Genomic DNA, 19,904 nt, shown 5'->3' on the forward strand with positions numbered 1-19,904 from the left:
AAACGTCCCCATTTCTATTTCATAAATCTACTTAGAAAGTAATAGTTCAGATACCAAACTGTCTGGAGTCTCTCCCCAAATACTTATTTCTATGGATGAGTCTTGATTATCTAAGTTATATTTTGCCCTAGCTACCGACATATCAAAATCAATGCCTTGGAAATTATATTTTTCTTCATCTGATAAATTTTCATAAGTTTCTTGCTCTTTACGTATATAACATATATCTATAATATTATCTTCTTCTGACGCTTCAAATTGTATCTGAACACCTTTAACATAATTGTTCAAAGTATATTGATAAAACATATAATCCATGCCATCACCTATTTGCTTTTCTGCATGCTGCATAATGTTACTAGTTTCAAATTCATCTATTGTCATCCCCATATACATTGTTATATCGGATATACCATATGGCGAATAAGGTGAAGGAGTTTTTTCTAGGGCTGTAAACCCTGATACTAACTCTTTTTTTTCATTGGTCGCTACCATCTCATCACCAAAGAAAAATCTATTATCTGTTCCTCTTCCATCTTGAAAACTCACAAAAAATCCTGCATAATCAACTAACTCATTGGTTTTGATAATCAATAAAGTGTCTTTTAAATGATCATAACTCTCAATCTCTAATCCAAAACTCTCGTAAGCATAACTACTATAATTAATCTTTACATTATTTACTTCTCCAAAAAAAGCCATTTTATATTCATAACTTGTTCCATTACCACTAGTAACCTCTAAGGCATCACATACGACCTCTTTTAAAGAAGATACGTCTACTTCATCAATATTTGGATAGGCATATGTGGTAATAATCTCGTCATCTGTGAATTCAACAGTCTCTTCTTCTGGGGATATTTCTTCTTTTATTTCTTCAATTTGTTCTTCTTTTAAATTTGTTTCTGCCTCCATCTCAGCTTTTATTTCTGATTTTAATTCTTTTTCTGTTTTCGAAGTTTCATTTCCAGAACATGCTGTAAGTACTAACGTTAATAATACAAGTACGCTAATTATTTTTTTCATTAATTCCCTCCATGTATGATTATTTTCTTACTTTAACAAGTAAAACATATATTTCTTTTAGAATACCACTCTCGTAATAACAGGTCATAGATTTACTTTACTATTCTATATTTACAGTTGCCATGTTCTAGACCCATTTGAAACTAATTTTCATAAAAGCGATCTTTAATATGATACTTAATACGGTAGTGGATTTACAGTATAGTTGCTATATGTCGCATCACATTTCCAAGTTCTTATACCAAATGTGCCTACATCACTATATGTTTTATCTGTAACTGATATATAGTTTTTTCCATTTACAAATACACTTATTTCTGAACCATTTTTCTGAACATACAATATAATTTTATCACCTTTTGAAATATCATAGCCTAGTTCTTCGGTAGCAAGTTTATTCCATTTACCATAAGATGCTTTACGAAGAATTACAGTGTTACCACCAGGACTAATTCCTGCATAGTATCCTGCAAAATCATCAACTCCATCTGCTGAATATTTAACATTAAATACAATACCTGCGTTGCCGTCTTCATTATCATTAAAAGTAACTTCTGTCTTATATATTCCCCCATATCCATTATAACCTAATACAGATGTATCGTTCCCGATAATTCCCATAGGCGCGCAATAATTATCTTTATCATAATCAGAAGGATACATTCTCAAAAAACCTTCTTTATTGTCAATATAATCATAATGAGAAGCATAACTATAGAATTTCATATGATCTTCACTCCAATGAGACAATCCATCAAAATTAACTGCATCTGTTACATCTATAGTAAATTTATATTTATCACTTTCCATCTGTTCATACAATTCACATATTTCATAATTAGGATCATACATTGATCCCACGTCTCCAATGTATGTTGCATTATAGTCATCATTAAGCTTAACAACTTTGTATGTAGTACCTTGTAATTCACTCTCATAAATCATATACCCTGAATAGGTTCCATTTCCAACTAAAACGAAATCTTTAGCATTCTTTGTATCCTTTATATATGTAGGGTATTTACCTTCTAAACTATATCTATATATAAGACCATTAGTACCTATATAGTATATTTTACTGCTTTCATTTTCAAAATAATCTGCTTTTTTAACACCTTCTACTATAAGTTCCTTATTAGATGTATTATCATAAGTTACGTAAAGATTGTTTCCTTGAATATTTAATTTGTAACCCTTAGAATAATCATTTTCTTTCTTTAGAACCTCATGATACTTTTCAAAAACTCTATTCACTATAATAACCGCTTGCTCTATTGTTGTATTACTTTGTGGCCCAAAGTTAACACCATCACCTTTCATAAAACCATTATCGTATGCAAAGTCAACTCCCTGAACAGCCCAAGAAGCTACAATATCCTTATCATTAAACGATAAAACACCATCACCAGCATAATAATCGGTACCAATACTATCAAGTGTTCTCTTTATCATTATAGCCATTTCTTGTCTTGTTATTTTATCGTTTGGTGCAAATATACCATTACCTTTTCCCTTAATAATGCCAAGCTTATTAGCCACAAGAACATCACTATTTACAGTATCTGAAAATGTATCGATTGGAGCTTCTTCAGGTGTGATACCTGTCATAGCTTTATATAATCTAACAATAAGCATCGCAAAAGACTCTCTGCTTATATTATTATTGAACACAACTCCTGGTAAATTAAAATCGTCATAACTTAGTATTTCATTTTTTACAGAATTTAAAAGCTCCTCTTCTGCCCAATCACTAGCACCAGTAAACCAACCACCCGCAAAAGCCACGCTACTTGTCATAATTGCAATTACAATGATTAAACTTAAAATCTTTCTCATTAAATATCTTCCTCCTTGGTATAATTTATCATATTATATCATAAAATGTATACTTTATATATATTTTTCTATTTTGCCTTATATTACCGCTTAATGAGGTTTTGTTTTTTACTCAAGCGGTACCAGGTACCGCTTGAGTTAATAAAGTACATTTAACTAACATATTCCTTTACAAAATTTGCTACTTGACTGATTGTATATTTAGTGTAATAATATCATTACGTATATATTGGTGCCAAACCATATAACAACAACCGAGCTCTAAAGTGCTAAACACACTTTAGAGCTCGGTTCATTTATCAATTACTTCCTACCTGTTGTAATGCAAAGATGTCTCCCTGCTCTACTTCAATATCTACTCCTTTGACTTAGTGATTAACGTTAACTTATTCTACACTTAACTCGTCATATACCCCTTAACCAAATCTATGTTTCTTTTTTACAATAGTTCTATAATTGCTTCATCATTTTTACCGAAAACACCCTATGGAGTAGGGTGTTTTAAATTTTTTAAACTAAGCGAGAATAAAATAACAAATCCTAAGGAGCTTATTAAATATGGGGCTTTTAACCCGATATTCTGAAAAGCTAATCCTCCTACTATCGGTCCAATGGTATTTCCTATATTTGTAGCTGTTGATAATTGGCCTATAGCAGATCCCTTTGTTTCTTCAACTATACCTTCAACAAAAATACTGCTTATAGTAACGTTAAGCATAGTTAATGCAATACAGTATATCGTCCATATTACTCCGTACAAATAAATATTTTCTAAATATGGAATAACTAACAAAGTAATAAACAACAATAAAAGTGAAATCGTAGTTGCATTTTTAGCGCCAATATTATCACTTATTGTTCCAATACGCGGAGATGAGAAGGCGATTATCATTGTTGGTAGAATAAACGCTAAAGCTATTTCTAGCAAATCAGAATCAAATCTTGCTTGTAAATACAAGACAAAAATTGATGAAACTACACTAGTGAATATACTTGCAACAAGATTAAATAATGCTATTTTCATCTTATTAGAAGGTAACAAAAATTTTACAATATTATCTTTATTGTTATTATTGATTGATTTGGTTTCCATTATGTTGAACAAAGAATAAACTAAAGCGATTACTGCAGCTACCGAACAAGTAAAAAACAAATTAGCCCACCCAACCACTAGTTTATTATTGTATAAGAAAGCAAAGCATAATGCTATACCGAATAAACCACCTTTTTCAGAATAGCTGCCTAGTTTTCCAAAATTATATGCATTATTTTTACCGTTCAAATCAGAAATCATACTGAAAGTTGAAATACTAATAAAAACAGCTGCTATTGATTGTAATCCCCTCGCTAAATATATTAAAGGTAAAGTTGTAGCTTTATAGAAAACAAAATAAGAAACCACGTAAAATAGTATTCCTAAAATAAATATAGGTTTTCTGCCTACCTTATCAGAAACGTATCCTACAATTAATCGAAATATTAAAAGACCTAAAGAAAACACTGAAAAAAGTCCAGTTACTTGTATTGGAGTCAATCCAAGTCTAGTCGTAAATACTGGCAATAGAACACTCATTGATGTTAATGGTAAAGATATCAATAATATTGGTAACGATATCTTTGCTAAAACATTTTTTTCAAAAGTCAATGTGCACCTCCTTAAGATTTACTAAACTACCACATTATACCATACAGGCGTCATTTGTAAATACTATTTTTATAATTTTATTTTTTTATGATGACCCAACAAAACCGCATAATCTATTTCAGAATAATTAATTAAATTCTACATTTAGCATTATTCTCTCGGATTTTTTTAATATTACTATTGTTATATAAAAAGCATTATAGTAGAATTTTAAAATGGGAATGGCAGGTGCTGCAATTGCAACAATTTTATCTCAATTATTTTCATTTATTTGGGTGGTTTCATACTTCACAGGAAAAAAAAGCAGAATAAAATTCAATCTAAAGTATTTGAAACCAGATTTTACTGTTGTTTTTAAAATATTTCTTTAGGATTGCCAGGTTTTTCATTGCAAATTGCCAGCAGTTTATTAAATTTAATTTTAAACAAGAACTTGCAACAATATGGTGGAGATATTGCCGTATCAGGTATGGGCGTAATAAACAGCATTCAAACGATGATAATTATGCCTATAATTGGACTAAACCAAGGTGTTCAGCCAATCCATCAGCTTCAACTTTGGAGCTGAAAAATATGACAGAGTTAAAAGCGCAGCCAAATTAGCAGTCAAAGCTGCTACTATAACCATATCAATTGGATTTATTATTACTAGATTATTTCCATTGCAAATAATATCAATGTTCAATAGAGAGCCTGAGCTTCTTAAATTCGGCAGTTCTGCAATATTTGCATGGTTCTTATGTTTACCAGTTGTTGGTTTTCAAATTATTGGAGCTAATTTCTTCCAAGCAGTTGGAAGGTCAAAAACTGCAATGTTTTTAACCCTTACAAGACAAGTTATCCTACTTATACCTTCTATTATAATATTCTCGAAAATTTGGGGAATTGAAGGCTTAGTTTATGCAGCGCCATTTGCAGATTTCTTGTCATTCATATTAACTGCAGTTTTCTTTTATCATGGAATTAAAAATTTAGAGAAATTCAGGAGAATATAAATGCTAAACTTTTTATCATATTAAGTCTCTTTTTTACTTTATATGCTTATATTAGATTCTTTTAAACCTCGCTCTTCCCTCTATTACTTCAGAAGAGGTCCGTCACTATAACTAATTGCTCTAAATTTATACTACGATTTATTGAGTTTTTCTAAATACAAATTTTATTTATATTGAAATTTTCCAAATAGCTCTCCCAGAATCTTCGCTAACTGTCACACTAGGATTGTATCCTTTGTCAATTAATCCAAGCCAGACATGACATGCACAAATACCTATATCTACGTTTGGATGTTCCCATTTGAAGTGTTTATATCCCACTGTCATAGCAACAGTAATTGTTTTGAAACTATTTTCAAAAGCAAATTTCCACATTTGAGAATTTGCAGCAGATGGTGCTTTTCGTCCTAAATCAAGCGCATATAAAACGTCATCTGAAAGCTTATCATAATCATTTGGATTCTCAAGCAAATCTTTAATATCTTTACGCTTGAAACTTGAAGTCTTTTTAGTAATTCTGTCCACAAGACGAAGTCCTCCATCTTCATAATATCCTAGAGGCGTAATACATATTACCCGTCTACCGGTGGTTACACCTTTTGAATATCCATAACCCATGTTTGACTCTTTTAACTGATCCGTAGATTGTAAATGGGGCATTAAACTTTCCAGTTCTGATAACTTATAGTGCCCATACCAACAGGTTGAAAGACCTTTACTTTGTGCAAAAAGTATTAACAATTCCCCAATAAAACCTACCTTTGAGATTGAGATGATATCAGTTTCTGCCACAAAAGCAATGTTATCTGGTGGAGATAACATGTTTGTATAAAGAGTTTTTGTAGCGTTAGCATTAAAGAACTTAATCTCGACATTGTGATCAAAAGGAACTGATAATGACTTTACAAAGTCCTGTATGGATTCCATAACAACCTTTTCAACAGAAATCATTTTATAACTACGTGCTGATCTTCGTGAATCAATATTACTTTTAATTGGAAATGAGATAATCATATTTTAAATCCTCCTGATAATATTAATAATTAAACATTGGTCAATACATTTATTGTTGTTATCAGTATTGAACATTTTACATGATTTAATAATATAAAGCGTTCAAATCATAAAGTTTTTAGGCATATTCTATCCTCCTATAATTTGCTGACTAGGTAGCTAGTATGACGTTTTAAAACTTCCAATTTTAAGTTAACTTTCATGAATTCTTAATAACGAAATCAAAAATATAACTGAAATTGATACCATTAATATTGTCATTCCCATAACTGTCCAGTGCACCTCTAATTTATTAAGAATCACTCCATATATCAGTGCACCTGTGCTGTTTCTTTAAAAGTTCTTCAACATTTGTATCAGACTTTTTATACTCTTCTATCTGCTTATCTAACCAACTTTCATCTTCCCCTGGATCAGGTATTGATAATTCGAATTCATGGGGGCGACGGTGACCATACTGTTTCAAATATTCCTCTCTACTCATTTTGCCCTTAATAACCTTCAAAATTCCTACAACTGGTCCAAGGCTCTGTAAATCAGAATCTTCCCTAAGATTTGATAGCAATGTACTTGCATCTTCACTTCCTACCATTTCAGTAAGTTTCTTATTGATAGGTGTCAAAGTAAGACCAGCTTTACTACCTCCTACCAATAAGCCCCACCAAGCTTTAGTATTCTGAAGCTTTATTATTTAACTTTTCATTTTCAAAGGCAGAAGGTAAGATGACAAAACCATCTGGAACTGGATATCCTGACTGATACATTTTTGCTAACATACTGCCTTTTCCTCCTGCATATGCCTGTAACTCAGGAGTTAGTTCTTTAAATCTTTTAATCATATTTTCCATTACAAGTCCTCCTGTATTTTACTGACTGTGCGGTTAGTATGTCATATACTGACTTGCCTGTCAATAAAATTAAAATTTATTTTTAGTTGCTTTCATCATACCCAAATATCATAATATGATGACTCCTAATAATATAACATAAAAAGTTCCGTAGAATTTTCATTCTACGGAATCTTATTTTGAATTTTAACCTTCTATTTTTATTTTGCTATTATAAACATCTAAATTTAATTCACCCATAAGCTTACTTGAAATTAGTCCTGTAATCATAGAATCACTAACATTAACTAAAGTTCTTGCCATGTCTATCAATGGTTCTATTGCAATTAACAATCCTACTAATCTTACCGGTAAATCCTTTAAAAGTTCCTTTGAAATATAGGGATAATTAAAATTCGATAAAAATCTTATGTAGATATCCTTTAAGAACTTCATGTTATAGCTATCTCCTATGACATTATGTTTACTAACAAATATATCATGATGAACATCTTTCTGTTTTAAAACCTTGCTCTTGGATTACTTTTAATATATCCTGTCTATTAGGTAAAGAATTAGATATTTTAGATACTACCTGATCACTAAAGCAGTCTATCCTTCTATTTGCATTTCTTAAATCAAAATACGATGTCATTTCTTCATCATATTCCTTCATTTCTTCTAAATAATTATCAAAAATTGTGTAGCTGTTTTCAAAAATTCTGAGTCTATTATCAAACCTAGGTTTAAGCTGAGGATTTTGATTTGAATAGCCGATACCTAGCCCGACAACAGGAAATGTTAATTTAGGAAGCTTTAAAATCTTACAAATTTTTGCCGAGTCATTTAATATACTCCCTAAAAATACAACACCTAAATCCATAGATTCTGAAGCATTGACAACATTTTGAGCAGCTAAGCACGCATCTGTAAATCCTTGAAAAAATCTATCCATATCAGATGCATTCTCAGTTTCTGCGCCTTTTTCCTTTATAATTTTATTGTTTCTGAATTGATCTGCTATAAAAATCAAAAGTTCTGGTGCTCTTCCCACATATTCTTGATTACATACTTCTGCAATTTCTTTCTTAATTGAAGAATCAGTTACTCTAATAATAGAAAATTGTTGTGTTCCATTTGATGTAGCTGTGCGTCTTGCAACCTCCATTAATGCTTCAAGGATTTCCCTTGGTATACTCGTGTCTTTAAACTCACGTATTGTACGATGCTGCAACTGTCTTTGAATCATTTCATTTATTTGACTCATATAAAATCCCTCCAATTAAAATATTTATAAGTATATGATACCCTAAAATATTGAAATAAAACACTTATAGTAATTATCTCACCATGAGACATCAATACCACCACCCCACGGCAATAAGTTCTACAGCAGTTACAGCAATCCAAGTCAAAGCAAGCGTAACTAGCCCAATAATTCCACACCTCCAAATACATATACGAATAGCTATTTTATCTGCAAGTTGTTCTACTTCCTATAAGTGTTGAGTAAATTTATTGTTCTCCAAAAAGAATCAAATCCTCCAGTTACCATCATTTTCATATTTCCAAGCCCTTCATTTTTACTTTATTTCTCTTATTCAGCAAGTTTTTATTATTTAGTTTGCCTTCAACAAAAATACTGCTTATAGATAATATTGGCACTAAAAAGGCAACGTTACTATCCTGACTGATACATCTTTGCTAAAATACTGCCTTTTCCTCCTGCATATGACTGTAACTCAGGAGTTAGTTCTTTAAATCTTTTAATCATATTTTCCATTACAAATCCTCCTTTATTTTTGAATTCCAAATCGAATCATATTAATAAAACTACTTCTTTCTTTAATTATGTTTTCAAGAATGCATTCATTTAATTCCCTATTATCTACTAATTCGGATACATACTTATTTTCGAAATAATCTAGTGTTAGTTTAATAAGTTTATACGCCTCTTTTCGATCTACATTTTCTCTTAGAGGCACATTTGCAAACAACCGTTCTTGAACCTTGTCTCTCTCTTCGATTAAACTTCCATACTTCGTTTCAATTTCTGACTTCAACTCATCTGGAGTATTGTAAAATGCCTCTATAATAACTTTATAAAGATCAGGATTTTCTTTGTAATATTTAAACTTTATAGTGCTTATCCTATCTTTAACCTCAAAAAAATCTTCATCTTCAGATACACTTTCAAAACCCATTACCATGCTACCTTTCTCAAAACACCTATCCAGTAAGGATATATATAAATCTTTTTTACTCTTAAAGTGATGAAAAATTAATGCTCTGGAAATTCCAGAAGCCTCTGCTAACATTGCTGTTGAGGTTTTATCATAACCATGCTCTGCAAACACAGATAAGCATGTGTCTAATATTTCTTCTTTATCATATAGTTTCTTAGGCATATTCTCTTCTCCTATAATTTACTGACTTTGCAGTTAGTATATCATATGCTGACTTGCCTGTCAATAAAATCAAAATTTATTTCTAGTTACTTTCATCATAACCAAATATCATAATATGATGACTTCTAATAATAAAACATAAAAAATTCCGTAGAATTTTCATTCCACGGAATTTTTTATGTGAATTTTAACCTTCTATTTTTATTTTGCTATTATAAACATCTAAATTTAATTCACCCATAAGCTTACTTGAAATTAGTCCTGTAATCATAGAATCACTAACATTAACTAAAGTTCTTGCCATGTCTATCAATGGTTCTATTGCAATTAACAATCCTACTAATCCTACCGGCAAACCCATAGCAGGTAAAACTATTAAAGAAGCAAATGTAGCTCCACCTCCTACACCAGCTATTCCAAATGAAGATAAAGTTGTTACTAAAATTAACTTAATTAAAAATGTAGCTGCCATTTTACCTAATTTTTTAGAATCCTGATTTATTATAGCAGATGTAATCGAAATAAAAATCAATGGAATTACAATCATGCTTAAAAGTCTTACATAACCAGTTCCTATAACTGAAAACCATGAATTGGACTGCTTTACAACATCTGATGAAGCTCCATACTTTAATTGAAGTATAGTTCCAAAGATAATTCCTATTGTCAATGCTAAAATAACTCTAATTGTAAAAGATACCCTCTTTTTCTTTAGTAATACTAATCCGAATATTACAGCTAACAAGATGATAATATTTATTACTACTAATATATTTGTATTCATACTATTCTCCTTAATTTTTTATATTATTTATTTTGTTACCATTTTCAATCCTTGCTTTCACCACCTTTTTTATTTAATAAAAAACAAAAAATCCCTGCCTCTGATTACACTCAGAGGAAGAGATTTAACTCAGCGATCGTTTAACTTATTAAAAAAATATGTTTAATATATTATATATATTTTTACCATAGAATTATGAAGATATTATGAAGAAAACTATTTTTATTAGAAATTTTAAATATGTTCTTTATAATAATTTCAAATTATTAGTAAAGTGTTATAATATCAACGGTATAACAAAACCATCAGCTGTTTCTAACTATATTTTTAGATCCTACATAGGTTGCATAAAAGTATCCACCATATATTATAACAAGAGCTAAAGATATCATAAGTGAAGAACTCCCTATTATACTACTGCTGTAAGCACTAAAAATTCTGTTTATTACAATCATTCCAACTATTGAATGAATAATTGCTAAAGCTAAAGGTACCATAAAATATATTAAATTTTGTTGAAGTATTGCTTTATTTATTAATTTGTCAGTAACACCGATTTTCTTAAGAGTGTTATATCTATTAAGGCTATCGCTTATATCAGACAATTGTTGCAATGCGAGTACAGCCGCGCTTGATACTAGAAAAACTATACCTAAATATACACCCAGAAATACAATCATTGTTGTTGAACCGTGTACTCTTAAATGTACATCTTCTATTGTATTTCCGACAACTTGAATAGAGGTATATTCCACATTCTCTGAAATGTCATTTAAGAAGTTGGAGAATATTTCTTCTGATTGTTTAGGGTCTTTACTTTCAAACATTACATTGAATCCTGTGGAATACAAATTTAGCTCTCCTGAGAAGTTGTCAGGGACAATTAAATAGAAGAAATCCAAATAAGATCCTGTAGTAACTATATTTTCCTTTATGGGAACTTCATTCTTAATTGAGTAAACTTTATTGTCTATATTTATAGTGCTTTCATTTTTCATAAAACTTTCTAGAGCACTATTCATTTGTTCATAGTTGGACACTACTATTACTTCATCTTCACTTATATTAATAGGGGACTGCCCTTTTAATTGTATGACCCTATTATAATCAGATAATTTTATAGTAGACACAGGTCCATCTAAATAGTTTTCTTCAAAATCCTTTTTTTCTGTCTCCGTTAAATATTTATTTAGCAAGTCACTTATTGTTATATTAAGTTTATATTCTTTAAAAAAGACATGTTTTTCATAATTATCATATTTAAAATTCATTAAGTCCATATATTCTTTAATATCTTTTATCTTTTGATCTTCTTTATTGATATAAAGTTGGCTTGAAGCATCAAAAGAAGTATTTCCCTTTATCAACTTATCATAACTACCTTTAAAGCTGAACATAGTAAATAAAAGTGTTATTGTTAAAAAGATCATAAGGCATATGACAGTCATTGATAAAAAGTTAGTATTTATCTTGTTATTTATTTGTCTTAGAACAAATATATTTAAATCTTTAAAATATATTTTTCTATTCTTTTGCACAGCATGGATAAAGAAATTAGAGAGGCTGAAAAAGAATAACAGAGTTCCTATAATTCCCATCAATATAGAAACTATAAACAAAATATTTTCAGGATTTAATCCTATTTTCAATATTAGTGTATATGCAACTACCAATGTTACTACAGATAAAAGAAATATAACTATTGAGAGAAAGGGACTTTTCAGCTTTATTTTTTCATTTTTCTTTGATGCATTTAGCATATCAATCAACTTATATTTAGAAATAGTTCTCTGGTTGAGGATCATTACTAAAAGAAACATAATGCTAAAGTATACAGTAGTTTTTATCACTGCACTTACTGAAATAATAAACTTGAATTTGCTTATATTAACGACTAAAAGTTTTGCTGTTATAATCGACAGACCTTGAGATACTAAAATTCCAAGTATAACTCCAACAACTAGAGATATCAGGCCGATTATGATAGTTTCAATAATTAATATTTGCGAAATTTTACCTTTAGGCATACCTAATATCATATATATGCCTAGCTCTTTTTTTCTCTTTTTTATTAAGAAATTATTAGCATAAGCTATAAGTCCACCTAGAACAAAGGCTACAAATACAGATGCTCCAGCTATGAGCTTGTTTAATGTTGACATAAACGCAATAGTATTTTTACCCATTTCAAGCATTGAATTTTGAGCTTCGATAGAATTGAAACTGTAAAATATACATACTGCAAAAGTTAAGGTAATAAAATATATGAAATAATCTTTAAAGCTTCTTTTTACATTATTTAATGAAATTTTAGAAAACATCTCCACTATCACCTCCTAACAAGGTTACAATTTCAATTATCTTATTAAAGAATTCTTTTCTTGTATCTCTCCCACGTATTAACTCATTAAAAATCCTGCCATCTTTTATAAATAAGATTCTATGTGCATAACTAGCTGTAAAGGCATCATGAGTAACCATCAGTATTGTAGATTGAAATTCTTTGTTCAACTTTTCAAATGAATCCAAAAGCAATCTTGACGATTTAGAGTCTAATGCACCAGTAGGTTCATCAGCCAGTATGAGTGAGGGTTCTGTAACCAAGGCTCTTGCCGACGCTACTCTTTGTTTTTGCCCTCCTGACATTTGAAAGGGATATTTTTTTAGAACATCAGTAATTTCAAGTTTCCCCGCAATATTTTTAATAATATTGTCTATTTCGGTATTTTTTCTTTTTTGTATTGTTAAAGCTAAAGCTATATTTTCATAGGCGGTTAAAGTGTCAAGAAGGTTAAAATCCTGAAATATAAAACCCAATTCATCGCGTCTGAATTTTTCTATGTCCTTTACTTTTAAAGTTGTAATATCCTGACCATTTATAATAATATGTCCTGTTGTAACATTATCAATAGTTGAAATACAATTTAAAATGGTAGTTTTGCCACTGCCTGATGGGCCCATTATTCCTACAAACTCTCCTTTATCTACCTTGAAGCTTATATTATCAATTGCCTTTGTTGTATTACCTTTATTGCCATAGTATTTTTCTATCTTTTCAACGTTTAATATATTTTGCATTGTTATTCCCCTATAATTTAATTTGTTTGATAAACTCAATTTGATCCATATACATGTATCTCTATTTTTTTACATCAAATTCGACGCGGGTCTCTACAATTCTCTTACCACCTGAATAAATAGTTACACCGTAATGACCTTCTTCAAGATCTTCTGGAACTGATAGCTTAACAGAGAAGTATCCATCATTGTTTATCTCTACATTTTCTTCAACTAAAAATCTGTTTTCTGTTGCAATTTTGCCTTTATACCATACTACATCTGCCTTTTTAACCCAAAATCTGTTACCTTTTGCAGAAAAATAAACAGTATCCTCTGGTGAAAACTCAGTAGTTATATCTACAGGATTCCCCTTCTTGGCATCGATATTTTTTGATACAACGCCATCTACAATCTTAGGACCGTTATAGTAATTATAACCAAAGTAGCCTATGATTAATAAAAGAATGACTGCAATAATTGTGATTGATATTTTTTTCAATTTAAATTCCTCCTAAATTTATTTTCATTTGCATGCTTATTATAACAGGGGTACTTATGATTACATATTTGTTTACATTTTATTAAGGTTACATTTTTGCAAGGTTAGAAGTATATTGAAATTTTTAAAAATAACGAGGTCACAGTTACTACATGCAGTAGTTGTGACCTCGTTATTATAAAATTAATCAGCTCATTAAGTTAACTTTGCCTAAAGGAAAGATAATACAAACCTTTGTTCCTTCACCAATAATCGAAGTTAAGTTTAGTCCTAAGCCAAGCTGATCAGAAAGCTTTTTGCACAAGTAAAGTCCAATTCCAGTAGACTTGCCAAACCTTCTTCCATTTTCTCCAGTAAAGCCTTTTTCGAAAACTCTGTTTATATCATTATCTATAATACCTATGCCATTATCCTCTATTGTAAGAACAACATTATTTTCATTTTTAACAGAGTATACTTTTACCATTCCATCCTTTTCTCTGATGTATTTAATGGAATTTCCTATCACTTGATTTAGAATGAATTCTAACCATTTAACATCGCCATACACAGTGCCTTCTACAGCTTCTATATCGATAGAAATTCTTTTACTTATAAAGTCTCTGGAATTTCTTTTTATGACGTTTCTTACTAGGGTATTTAAAGAAACCTCTTTAATAACGTAATCCTTGCTTACATTATTACTTCTAGCGTAATATAATACCTGTTCAATGTATTCTTCAACTTTCTTTATTTCATAATTAATGTTTTTGGTAACTTCATTTTGATTATTTTCTATAATTAGTCTTGCTGAGGCAATAGGAGTCTTTATCTCATGCACCCAGGTTTCTATATATTCTCTATATTCACTTTCCATATCTCTATATTTCTTTACATGTTCATGCATATCCCTATTAGCATGTTTTAACAGATCATATAATAATTTTCCTTCTATAAATTCCGGTTCTTTAATGATCTCAGATAACAGATATTTTTTATCCAAATCATCCATTATATTAGTAACTTCATTGTAAAAGTTTTTTTGCTTAATAAACTCTGTAATCATATAAGAAAAAACAGGAAGGAACCATATGCAAAAAATCAGAATAATTATATTAACCCTAATGTCAATAAGTAGCATAATGCTGCACATTATAGCAAATAACATAAAATTTATCAACAAGAATAATGTTCTATCTTTAAAATAATCCTTTAATTTCATGGTAATATATATCCTAATCCACGTCTTGTCTCTATGTTTTCTTTCATTCCCACTTCTTCAAGTTTTTTTCTTAATCGTGTTACATTTACGGATAAATTATTATCATCTACAAAACTATCTGAATTCCACATGAAGTCCATTAGATCATCCCTTGAAACTATTTTCCCTTTGTTTTTAATCAAGCATGAAAGTATTTTAATTTCATTTTTTGTCAGTTCAGAAGAAATGCCTTTATATATAATAGACCCATTAGACAAATTAAACTTTAGGTCGTTATAAGTAATTAAATCTTGAGTTTTAACTCCGTGAACCCTTCTTAATATAGAGGTTATTCTTGCTAATAGAACCTGAGTATTATATGGTTTTGTAACAAAATCATCGGCACCTAAATTCATACTCATAAGTTCATCCATCTCGTTATCCCTACTTGTAACTACTATAATAGGAACATCCGAGCTTTTTCTTATTTCTCTACATATATAGTATCCATCAAATACCGGCAGGTTTATGTCTAGAAGTATTAAATCAGGTTCTTCTCTTAGAGTATAATCAACAATATTTTGAAAGTTTGTTGGAGCAACAGTCTCATATCCATATTTGGTTAGAAAGGTTCTAAGTTCTTCTCTTATGGTTTCAGTATCTTCTATAATAATTATTTTTGCCATAGTCACCCCTCCTACTATAAAATTTATTAGCTTAAAGACATTATAATTGATTATAACCATTTATGCAAAAAAAATATATATATAATTAATTTTTAAAATAATTATTGACATAATAAAGCAACGGGAGAGCCTCATACCCCCTGAAGTACTTATTAGCCAAATGCCAATTCAAAAAAATCATACGTTACTCGATGTCGGTGCCGGCTCAGGTTTTTTTACAATTCCAATGGCAGAAAGTACATCTAGCAAAGTGTACGCTTTGGATCCTGATAAACGTATGCTCAGTGTTATATAAGAAAAGGCTAAAGAAAAAGGACTTACAAATATTGAAACGATTCAAGATTATCTTGAAAATTCAAGTATTCAAAATGACAGTATTGATTTTGTTATGGCATCCTTAATACTCCACGAAGTGAGTTCTCTAACAAAAGCACTCTCAAATTTATTTGAGGTACTAAAAACAGGAGGGCACTTGTTATGTCTAGAGTATGAAAAGGACGACTTGATAATAGAAGGACCACCAATGTCCATTCGTATTGGCTCAGAGGAACTCGAAAAAGCATTGTCATCAATTGGCTTTGAAATAGTTAAGAAGACTAAAATTAATGATGCAATATATACTGTTTTGGCAGTTAAGAAAAATTCACTCTGTGCCCATTTTTAGCGCCTCGCTCATGGATATTTTCTTAAGCTTCCTTTCGCTTAAACGCTTGGCTATCTCATACACCACAAAGATCAACATGAAGCTTATCAGGACATAAAGCGGGTTCACAATCATGGGTATCACCATATTGATCATCTCCGCGACGTAACCGTACAGGTTGTTCCCGAAGGCAAGCATTAATGGTAGCCCCAGCCAGAAGCCGATAAACACCGCTGGTGTAGAGCTGTTTAGAATCAGCTTCACCAGCTCTTTCCTGCGGTAGCCCAATATCTTAAACAGAGAGATGGTATTCCGACTCTCGTCGATCATCAGCGACGTAACAAGAAAGAGAATAATCATACCCACCAGATAAAACTCAACTGATTGTCTTCCCTTTGGATAGCAACGAAACGCGTTGTACGGCTCCGCCCCTTCGGGAATGCCTCCATCTTGTAAATTCTGTACTTCCTTGAAGTTATACTCTAGAGGATACATATATCTCTCCAGCGCCCCCTTTTCCATCACCACATCCATTGAGTAGTTGAAGGTAAAACCAAACATCAATATCATCGATGCTGCGCTCACACCAAGAACTAAAAACAACAGACGCGGTATGCTTCGTACCTGCTCGCGTATCCTGAATTTGGTACTGAATTTAAACCGATTCAGCCTTAGTGCGCGTTCTATAAAATTCACCTTTGCTTTTTGCTCATCGCCTTTCATCAGATTGACAGCGGTTCTTTTGAGTATCTTCCGTATAATAAAAAAACTTGACAGACCGATAAAAGCTACCGGCATCAACACGGCAAGTGCCAGGTTTAATGGCGAGAAGCTAATGCCTCTATTAGGTAGGTTGTAATGAATCAGCATAGAATCAACAACAGGCCTTACACACGGTAGCGCAAGCAACATGCCAGCGAGACCTCCCACTGCAGACAGCAATACAGGAATCGCCATATAGTGCCTCGTCAGTTCACGGCGACGGTAGCCCTGAGCATACAACGTTCCGATTACTACACTGTCAGATTTAACTATACGCATAATCAACACGCCTACAATAATGCAGCTAAGCAGAAAAAATGCTGTCGATACAGGAAGGCTCATGGCCTGCATACTGTTTATATTTGACCAGGGCATACTAACACGCTTGTTATTATCAGCATCCAGCCATTCAGAAAGGGAATAGCCTTTTTCACTTAACAACCCGTGCAACTTTGCTGTTTGTTCATTTATATTTTTCCTGTCCTCAAAATATGCCGAATAGACCGTGACCGCCTCTGGGAACGCCACAATATCCGTACAAGAAACAATTCCGATACCAAAACCACTGGTTGGCAGCACATCGTAAAGGTTTTTGAGTATGAAAACATAATTAGGTACAGCTGCTCGCCACCAGAGAGTTCCCGTGGGAAACGGTTCTTTTTGTCTGATAGTCCGACAGCAGAAAGCACATCATCTATTTCAAGTGGGTTTTTACTGATGTTCGACACAACCTCGTTCGCATCTTGAGACGAGTTTTGTTACCACAGACCGGACATAAAATCCACTCGTATTTAAGCAATGTACCACTCTTTACTTGAGAATGTTTAAATATAACATCCATGTCTTCCCCTTTACTTTTTTTTATCCGTAACATTTTTCATGGCCTTGTTAACTTCTTGGTTAACAGATTCTTGATAAATGTCAGCATGAGTTTTTGAATCTTTAATTAGATCGTCACAAAAAGACGCTACATCTCTGCCAGTTACTTCTAGCACGCCTTTTCCCAAGACTACACCTTCTTCAAAAAGATCTATAATTCCCGAGAGCAAACCCGTCCCTTCGGTTAGCTCTACAGGGCCGACCTTATAAAAATATTTTTGAATCTCTTTATAAACAATCTGATAATCTTGCGGAAGCGCTTTAACACGTGCCACGTGCGCTCGCCACTCTTTTTTGCCTTCGATGATTTCTTGTATTCTCATTTTATCCTCCTATTTACCTAATTTTTTAGCGATATTATTGTTTAGCTGCTCTCGCCACTTGTCGCGATAAGACTTTGCCCCTTCTTCTCCAACAAGCGCTAAACAAAAACCTTTGATATCATCACCCAAAACCTCTTGAACACTCTGACCGTCCGCCGCTGTTTCTTCGAGCAAACCAAGAACACCATCAAGAATTGGCATGAGATTACGACCGGTGAAATCTGAGTATGCCCAGAGATTTGTATTAACTTTTTCCCATGCTACTTGATAATCAGCTGGTAGTTTTTTTACTCGCAATTCAAAACTTTTCATTTCTTTAGTCATGTCGCTTCCTGTAACTTTTTCCCAGAAATTCATTATTTTTTCTCCTTTAACTCATTAATTTTTGATGATACGAACTCCCATCTTTCCCAGAACTTCCTAAGCTCCTCACGACCTGAGTCATTAAGAGTGAAAAACTTTCGCGGCGGTCCCATATCAGATGGTTTTTTTTCTATATCCACGAATTTATTCTTCTCAAGCCTCACCAAAATGGTATAAACTGTCCCATCCACAACGTCCGAAAATCCTAGTGCATTCAGCCTCCGCGTGATTTCGTAACCGTAGGTTTCCTCGTGACTGATGATTTCAAGTATGCAGCCTTCCAGTACACCCTTTAACATTTCTGTGATATTTTCCAATTTAATCTCCTCTCTATCTAGTATTACCGATATTCAGTATTACTTACTACTGGTATATAGTAACACATAGTAGTGGTGTCGTCAATATGATATATTTTATTTTTTACATTTATTTTTATCAATAAAATTGCTTTTTGCATCTAATTTTCCAATACACTAAATTATACCCTTTTGCTAAAATATAAAAAACCTCTATCTCCCTGTAACGAGGGGATAGAGGTTAATCATTGTATCCAATCTAGAATTGGTATCCAATTGTCTCAAGCCATTTTGAAACCTCTTCAGGTGAAACAATACCATCTACTGCAATACCAGGTAGCATTATGGATTTTGAGCATTCTATAGCTATATTATTTTCAATTTGACAAAATCCACCGCCTCCATGAGTGCAGAAGGGAATTATTGTTTTCCCTGTGAAATCATGTTTTCTAAGAAAACTCATAACTGGTGGAGCTAATGTTTTAAACCAGTTAGGTGTACCTATAAATATTGTCTGATAATCATCTATTGATTCGTTTCCAGATATTAGCTTAGGGCAAAATCCCCGTGAAATTTGATTTCTTACTTCTTTTGCGGCTGTATTATAGTCAAAGGAATAATTCTTATCAGGAATTAATTCTCTTATAGTACCATCAGTCTGGATTGCTATTTCCAATG

At 31.8% G+C, this 19,904-nt stretch carries 24 protein-coding genes and 2 pseudogenes; 4 read left to right on the plus strand and 22 right to left on the minus strand.

The window, feature by feature from the left end:
* Positions 1-27: 27 nt before the first annotated feature.
* From J2Z76_RS05170 to J2Z76_RS05180, 3 genes are all read right to left on the minus strand, one after another.
* Positions 28-1,026, minus strand: coding sequence for a hypothetical protein (locus tag J2Z76_RS05170; protein WP_209510932.1), 999 nt, complete (start codon positions 1,024-1,026; stop codon positions 28-30).
* A gap of 177 nt (positions 1,027-1,203) precedes the next feature.
* Positions 1,204-2,862 carry an S-layer homology domain-containing protein gene (locus J2Z76_RS05175; protein ID WP_209510933.1) on the minus strand — a complete coding sequence of 553 codons (1,659 nt, stop codon included), beginning with the start codon at positions 2,860-2,862 and terminating at the stop codon, positions 1,204-1,206.
* 484 nt (positions 2,863-3,346) lie between these two features.
* Positions 3,347-4,507 carry an MFS transporter gene (locus J2Z76_RS05180; protein WP_209510934.1) on the minus strand — a complete coding sequence of 387 codons (1,161 nt, stop codon included), beginning with the start codon at positions 4,505-4,507 and terminating at the stop codon, positions 3,347-3,349.
* Between the two features lie 271 nt (positions 4,508-4,778).
* On the opposite strand from J2Z76_RS05180, the gene J2Z76_RS17050 reads away from it, so the two are divergent.
* From J2Z76_RS17050 to J2Z76_RS05195, 3 genes are read left to right on the plus strand one after another with little or no spacing between them, the layout of a single operon-like run.
* Positions 4,779-4,865, plus strand: coding sequence for a DUF2627 family protein (locus tag J2Z76_RS17050; RefSeq protein ID WP_425347557.1), 87 nt, complete (start codon positions 4,779-4,781; stop codon positions 4,863-4,865).
* 15 nt (positions 4,866-4,880) lie between these two features.
* Positions 4,881-5,075, plus strand: coding sequence for an MATE family efflux transporter (locus J2Z76_RS05190; protein ID WP_209510935.1), 195 nt, complete (start codon positions 4,881-4,883; stop codon positions 5,073-5,075).
* Positions 5,038-5,502 (plus strand): MATE family efflux transporter, encoded by a 465-nt coding sequence (locus J2Z76_RS05195; RefSeq protein WP_209510936.1) that lies wholly within the window; start codon positions 5,038-5,040, stop codon positions 5,500-5,502. Before J2Z76_RS05190 ends, J2Z76_RS05195 begins: the two co-directional genes overlap by 38 nt.
* Positions 5,503-5,670: 168 nt before the next feature.
* On the opposite strand, the gene J2Z76_RS05200 is transcribed toward J2Z76_RS05195, so the two are convergent.
* From J2Z76_RS05200 to J2Z76_RS05255, 12 genes are all read right to left on the minus strand, one after another.
* Entirely contained in the window at positions 5,671-6,516 is an 846-nt protein-coding gene (locus tag J2Z76_RS05200; RefSeq protein ID WP_209510937.1) for a nitroreductase family protein, read from the minus strand.
* Positions 6,517-6,808: 292 nt separating this feature from the next.
* On the minus strand, positions 6,809-7,168 hold the full coding sequence (locus J2Z76_RS05205; RefSeq protein WP_209510938.1) for a hypothetical protein: 360 nt from the start codon (positions 7,166-7,168) through the stop codon (positions 6,809-6,811).
* Between the two features lie 16 nt (positions 7,169-7,184).
* On the minus strand, positions 7,185-7,364 hold the full coding sequence (locus J2Z76_RS05210) for a PEP/pyruvate-binding domain-containing protein (protein WP_209510939.1): 180 nt from the start codon (positions 7,362-7,364) through the stop codon (positions 7,185-7,187).
* 186 nt (positions 7,365-7,550) lie between these two features.
* Positions 7,551-7,799: a cation:dicarboxylate symporter family transporter gene (locus J2Z76_RS05215; RefSeq protein ID WP_342455013.1), complete on the minus strand. Its 249-nt coding sequence runs from the start codon at positions 7,797-7,799 to the stop codon at positions 7,551-7,553.
* 43 nt (positions 7,800-7,842) lie between these two features.
* Positions 7,843-8,610, minus strand: coding sequence for an NADPH-dependent oxidoreductase (locus tag J2Z76_RS05220; RefSeq protein WP_209510940.1), 768 nt, complete (start codon positions 8,608-8,610; stop codon positions 7,843-7,845).
* Positions 8,611-9,139: 529 nt separating this feature from the next.
* Positions 9,140-9,751, minus strand: coding sequence for a TetR/AcrR family transcriptional regulator (locus J2Z76_RS05225; protein ID WP_209510941.1), 612 nt, complete (start codon positions 9,749-9,751; stop codon positions 9,140-9,142).
* Between the two features lie 187 nt (positions 9,752-9,938).
* Positions 9,939-10,535 (minus strand): cation:dicarboxylate symporter family transporter, encoded by a 597-nt coding sequence (locus tag J2Z76_RS05230; RefSeq protein WP_209510942.1) that lies wholly within the window; start codon positions 10,533-10,535, stop codon positions 9,939-9,941.
* A 305-nt stretch (positions 10,536-10,840) separates the two neighbouring features.
* Positions 10,841-12,856, minus strand: coding sequence for an FtsX-like permease family protein (locus J2Z76_RS05235; protein ID WP_209511034.1), 2,016 nt, complete (start codon positions 12,854-12,856; stop codon positions 10,841-10,843).
* Positions 12,846-13,613, minus strand: a complete 768-nt coding sequence (locus tag J2Z76_RS05240) for an ABC transporter ATP-binding protein (RefSeq protein WP_209510943.1) — start codon at positions 13,611-13,613, stop codon at positions 12,846-12,848. Before J2Z76_RS05240 ends, J2Z76_RS05235 begins: the two co-directional genes overlap by 11 nt.
* A 61-nt stretch (positions 13,614-13,674) precedes the next feature.
* Positions 13,675-14,094, minus strand: a complete 420-nt coding sequence (locus J2Z76_RS05245) for a hypothetical protein (protein ID WP_209510944.1) — start codon at positions 14,092-14,094, stop codon at positions 13,675-13,677.
* A gap of 187 nt (positions 14,095-14,281) precedes the next feature.
* A complete protein-coding gene (locus tag J2Z76_RS05250; protein ID WP_209510945.1) occupies positions 14,282-15,295 on the minus strand; it encodes a sensor histidine kinase in 1,014 nt (337 codons plus the stop codon).
* Positions 15,292-15,960, minus strand: coding sequence for a response regulator transcription factor (locus tag J2Z76_RS05255; protein WP_209510946.1), 669 nt, complete (start codon positions 15,958-15,960; stop codon positions 15,292-15,294). Before J2Z76_RS05255 ends, J2Z76_RS05250 begins: the two co-directional genes overlap by 4 nt.
* A 307-nt stretch (positions 15,961-16,267) precedes the next feature.
* Between J2Z76_RS05255 and J2Z76_RS16790 the strand changes: the two are divergent.
* Positions 16,268-16,624 (plus strand): annotated as a pseudogene (locus tag J2Z76_RS16790) (class I SAM-dependent methyltransferase); the annotation flags it as partial.
* Here the strand turns inward: J2Z76_RS16790 and J2Z76_RS05265 are convergent.
* The 7 genes and pseudogenes from J2Z76_RS05265 to J2Z76_RS05290 form a co-directional block, all read right to left on the minus strand.
* Complete coding sequence (locus J2Z76_RS05265) at positions 16,604-17,944, minus strand: FtsX-like permease family protein (protein ID WP_209510947.1); 1,341 nt, start codon at positions 17,942-17,944, stop codon at positions 16,604-16,606. The pseudogene J2Z76_RS16790 and the gene J2Z76_RS05265 overlap by 21 nt on opposite strands.
* 41 nt (positions 17,945-17,985) lie before the next feature.
* Positions 17,986-18,099, minus strand: a pseudogene (locus J2Z76_RS16600) (ABC transporter ATP-binding protein); the annotation flags it as partial.
* Positions 18,060-18,239 (minus strand): cysteine-rich KTR domain-containing protein, encoded by a 180-nt coding sequence (locus J2Z76_RS17055; RefSeq protein WP_425347556.1) that lies wholly within the window; start codon positions 18,237-18,239, stop codon positions 18,060-18,062. The gene J2Z76_RS17055 and the pseudogene J2Z76_RS16600, both read right to left, overlap by 40 nt.
* The gene (locus J2Z76_RS05275) at positions 18,217-18,567 is read right to left on the minus strand and encodes a DUF1048 domain-containing protein (protein WP_209510949.1); all 351 of its coding nucleotides are present in this window, start codon (positions 18,565-18,567) and stop codon (positions 18,217-18,219) included. The genes J2Z76_RS17055 and J2Z76_RS05275 overlap by 23 nt, the downstream gene beginning before the upstream one ends.
* A gap of 9 nt (positions 18,568-18,576) precedes the next feature.
* Positions 18,577-18,924 carry a DUF1048 domain-containing protein gene (locus tag J2Z76_RS05280; protein ID WP_209510950.1) on the minus strand — a complete coding sequence of 116 codons (348 nt, stop codon included), beginning with the start codon at positions 18,922-18,924 and terminating at the stop codon, positions 18,577-18,579.
* Complete coding sequence (locus J2Z76_RS05285) at positions 18,924-19,247, minus strand: PadR family transcriptional regulator (protein WP_209510951.1); 324 nt, start codon at positions 19,245-19,247, stop codon at positions 18,924-18,926. The genes J2Z76_RS05280 and J2Z76_RS05285 overlap by 1 nt, the downstream gene beginning before the upstream one ends.
* Positions 19,248-19,485: 238 nt before the next feature.
* The gene (locus J2Z76_RS05290) at positions 19,486-19,902 is read right to left on the minus strand and encodes a flavodoxin (RefSeq protein ID WP_245210330.1); all 417 of its coding nucleotides are present in this window, start codon (positions 19,900-19,902) and stop codon (positions 19,486-19,488) included.
* Positions 19,903-19,904 lie beyond the last annotated feature (2 nt).

It is taken from the genome of Sedimentibacter acidaminivorans (assembly GCF_017873955.1).
GTDB classification, from domain to species: Bacteria; Bacillota; Clostridia; order Tissierellales; family Sedimentibacteraceae; genus Sedimentibacter; species Sedimentibacter acidaminivorans.

Excerpts from the sequence above, each read along its gene's own strand:
- J2Z76_RS05235 (WP_209511034.1), bottom strand. The coding sequence starts at position 12,856 with ATGTTTTCTAAAATTTCATTAAATAATGTAAAAAGAAGCTTTAAAGAT.
- J2Z76_RS05220 (WP_209510940.1), bottom strand. The coding sequence starts at position 8,610 with ATGAGTCAAATAAATGAAATGATTCAAAGACAGTTGCAGCATCGTACA.
- J2Z76_RS05250 (WP_209510945.1), bottom strand. The coding sequence starts at position 15,295 with ATGAAATTAAAGGATTATTTTAAAGATAGAACATTATTCTTGTTGATA.
- J2Z76_RS05175 (WP_209510933.1), bottom strand. The coding sequence starts at position 2,862 with ATGAGAAAGATTTTAAGTTTAATCATTGTAATTGCAATTATGACAAGT.
- J2Z76_RS05215 (WP_342455013.1), bottom strand. The coding sequence starts at position 7,799 with ATGAAGTTCTTAAAGGATATCTACATAAGATTTTTATCGAATTTTAAT.
- J2Z76_RS05210 (WP_209510939.1), bottom strand. The coding sequence starts at position 7,364 with ATGGAAAATATGATTAAAAGATTTAAAGAACTAACTCCTGAGTTACAG.
- J2Z76_RS05255 (WP_209510946.1), bottom strand. The coding sequence starts at position 15,960 with ATGGCAAAAATAATTATTATAGAAGATACTGAAACCATAAGAGAAGAA.
- J2Z76_RS05170 (WP_209510932.1), bottom strand. The coding sequence starts at position 1,026 with ATGAAAAAAATAATTAGCGTACTTGTATTATTAACGTTAGTACTTACA.
- J2Z76_RS05200 (WP_209510937.1), bottom strand. The coding sequence starts at position 6,516 with ATGATTATCTCATTTCCAATTAAAAGTAATATTGATTCACGAAGATCA.
- J2Z76_RS05275 (WP_209510949.1), bottom strand. The coding sequence starts at position 18,567 with ATGAGAATACAAGAAATCATCGAAGGCAAAAAAGAGTGGCGAGCGCAC.
- J2Z76_RS05240 (WP_209510943.1), bottom strand. The coding sequence starts at position 13,613 with ATGCAAAATATATTAAACGTTGAAAAGATAGAAAAATACTATGGCAAT.
- J2Z76_RS17055 (WP_425347556.1), bottom strand. The coding sequence starts at position 18,239 with ATGTTACGGATAAAAAAAAGTAAAGGGGAAGACATGGATGTTATATTT.
- J2Z76_RS05230 (WP_209510942.1), bottom strand. The coding sequence starts at position 10,535 with ATGAATACAAATATATTAGTAGTAATAAATATTATCATCTTGTTAGCT.
- J2Z76_RS05225 (WP_209510941.1), bottom strand. The coding sequence starts at position 9,751 with ATGCCTAAGAAACTATATGATAAAGAAGAAATATTAGACACATGCTTA.
- J2Z76_RS05280 (WP_209510950.1), bottom strand. The coding sequence starts at position 18,924 with ATGAATTTCTGGGAAAAAGTTACAGGAAGCGACATGACTAAAGAAATG.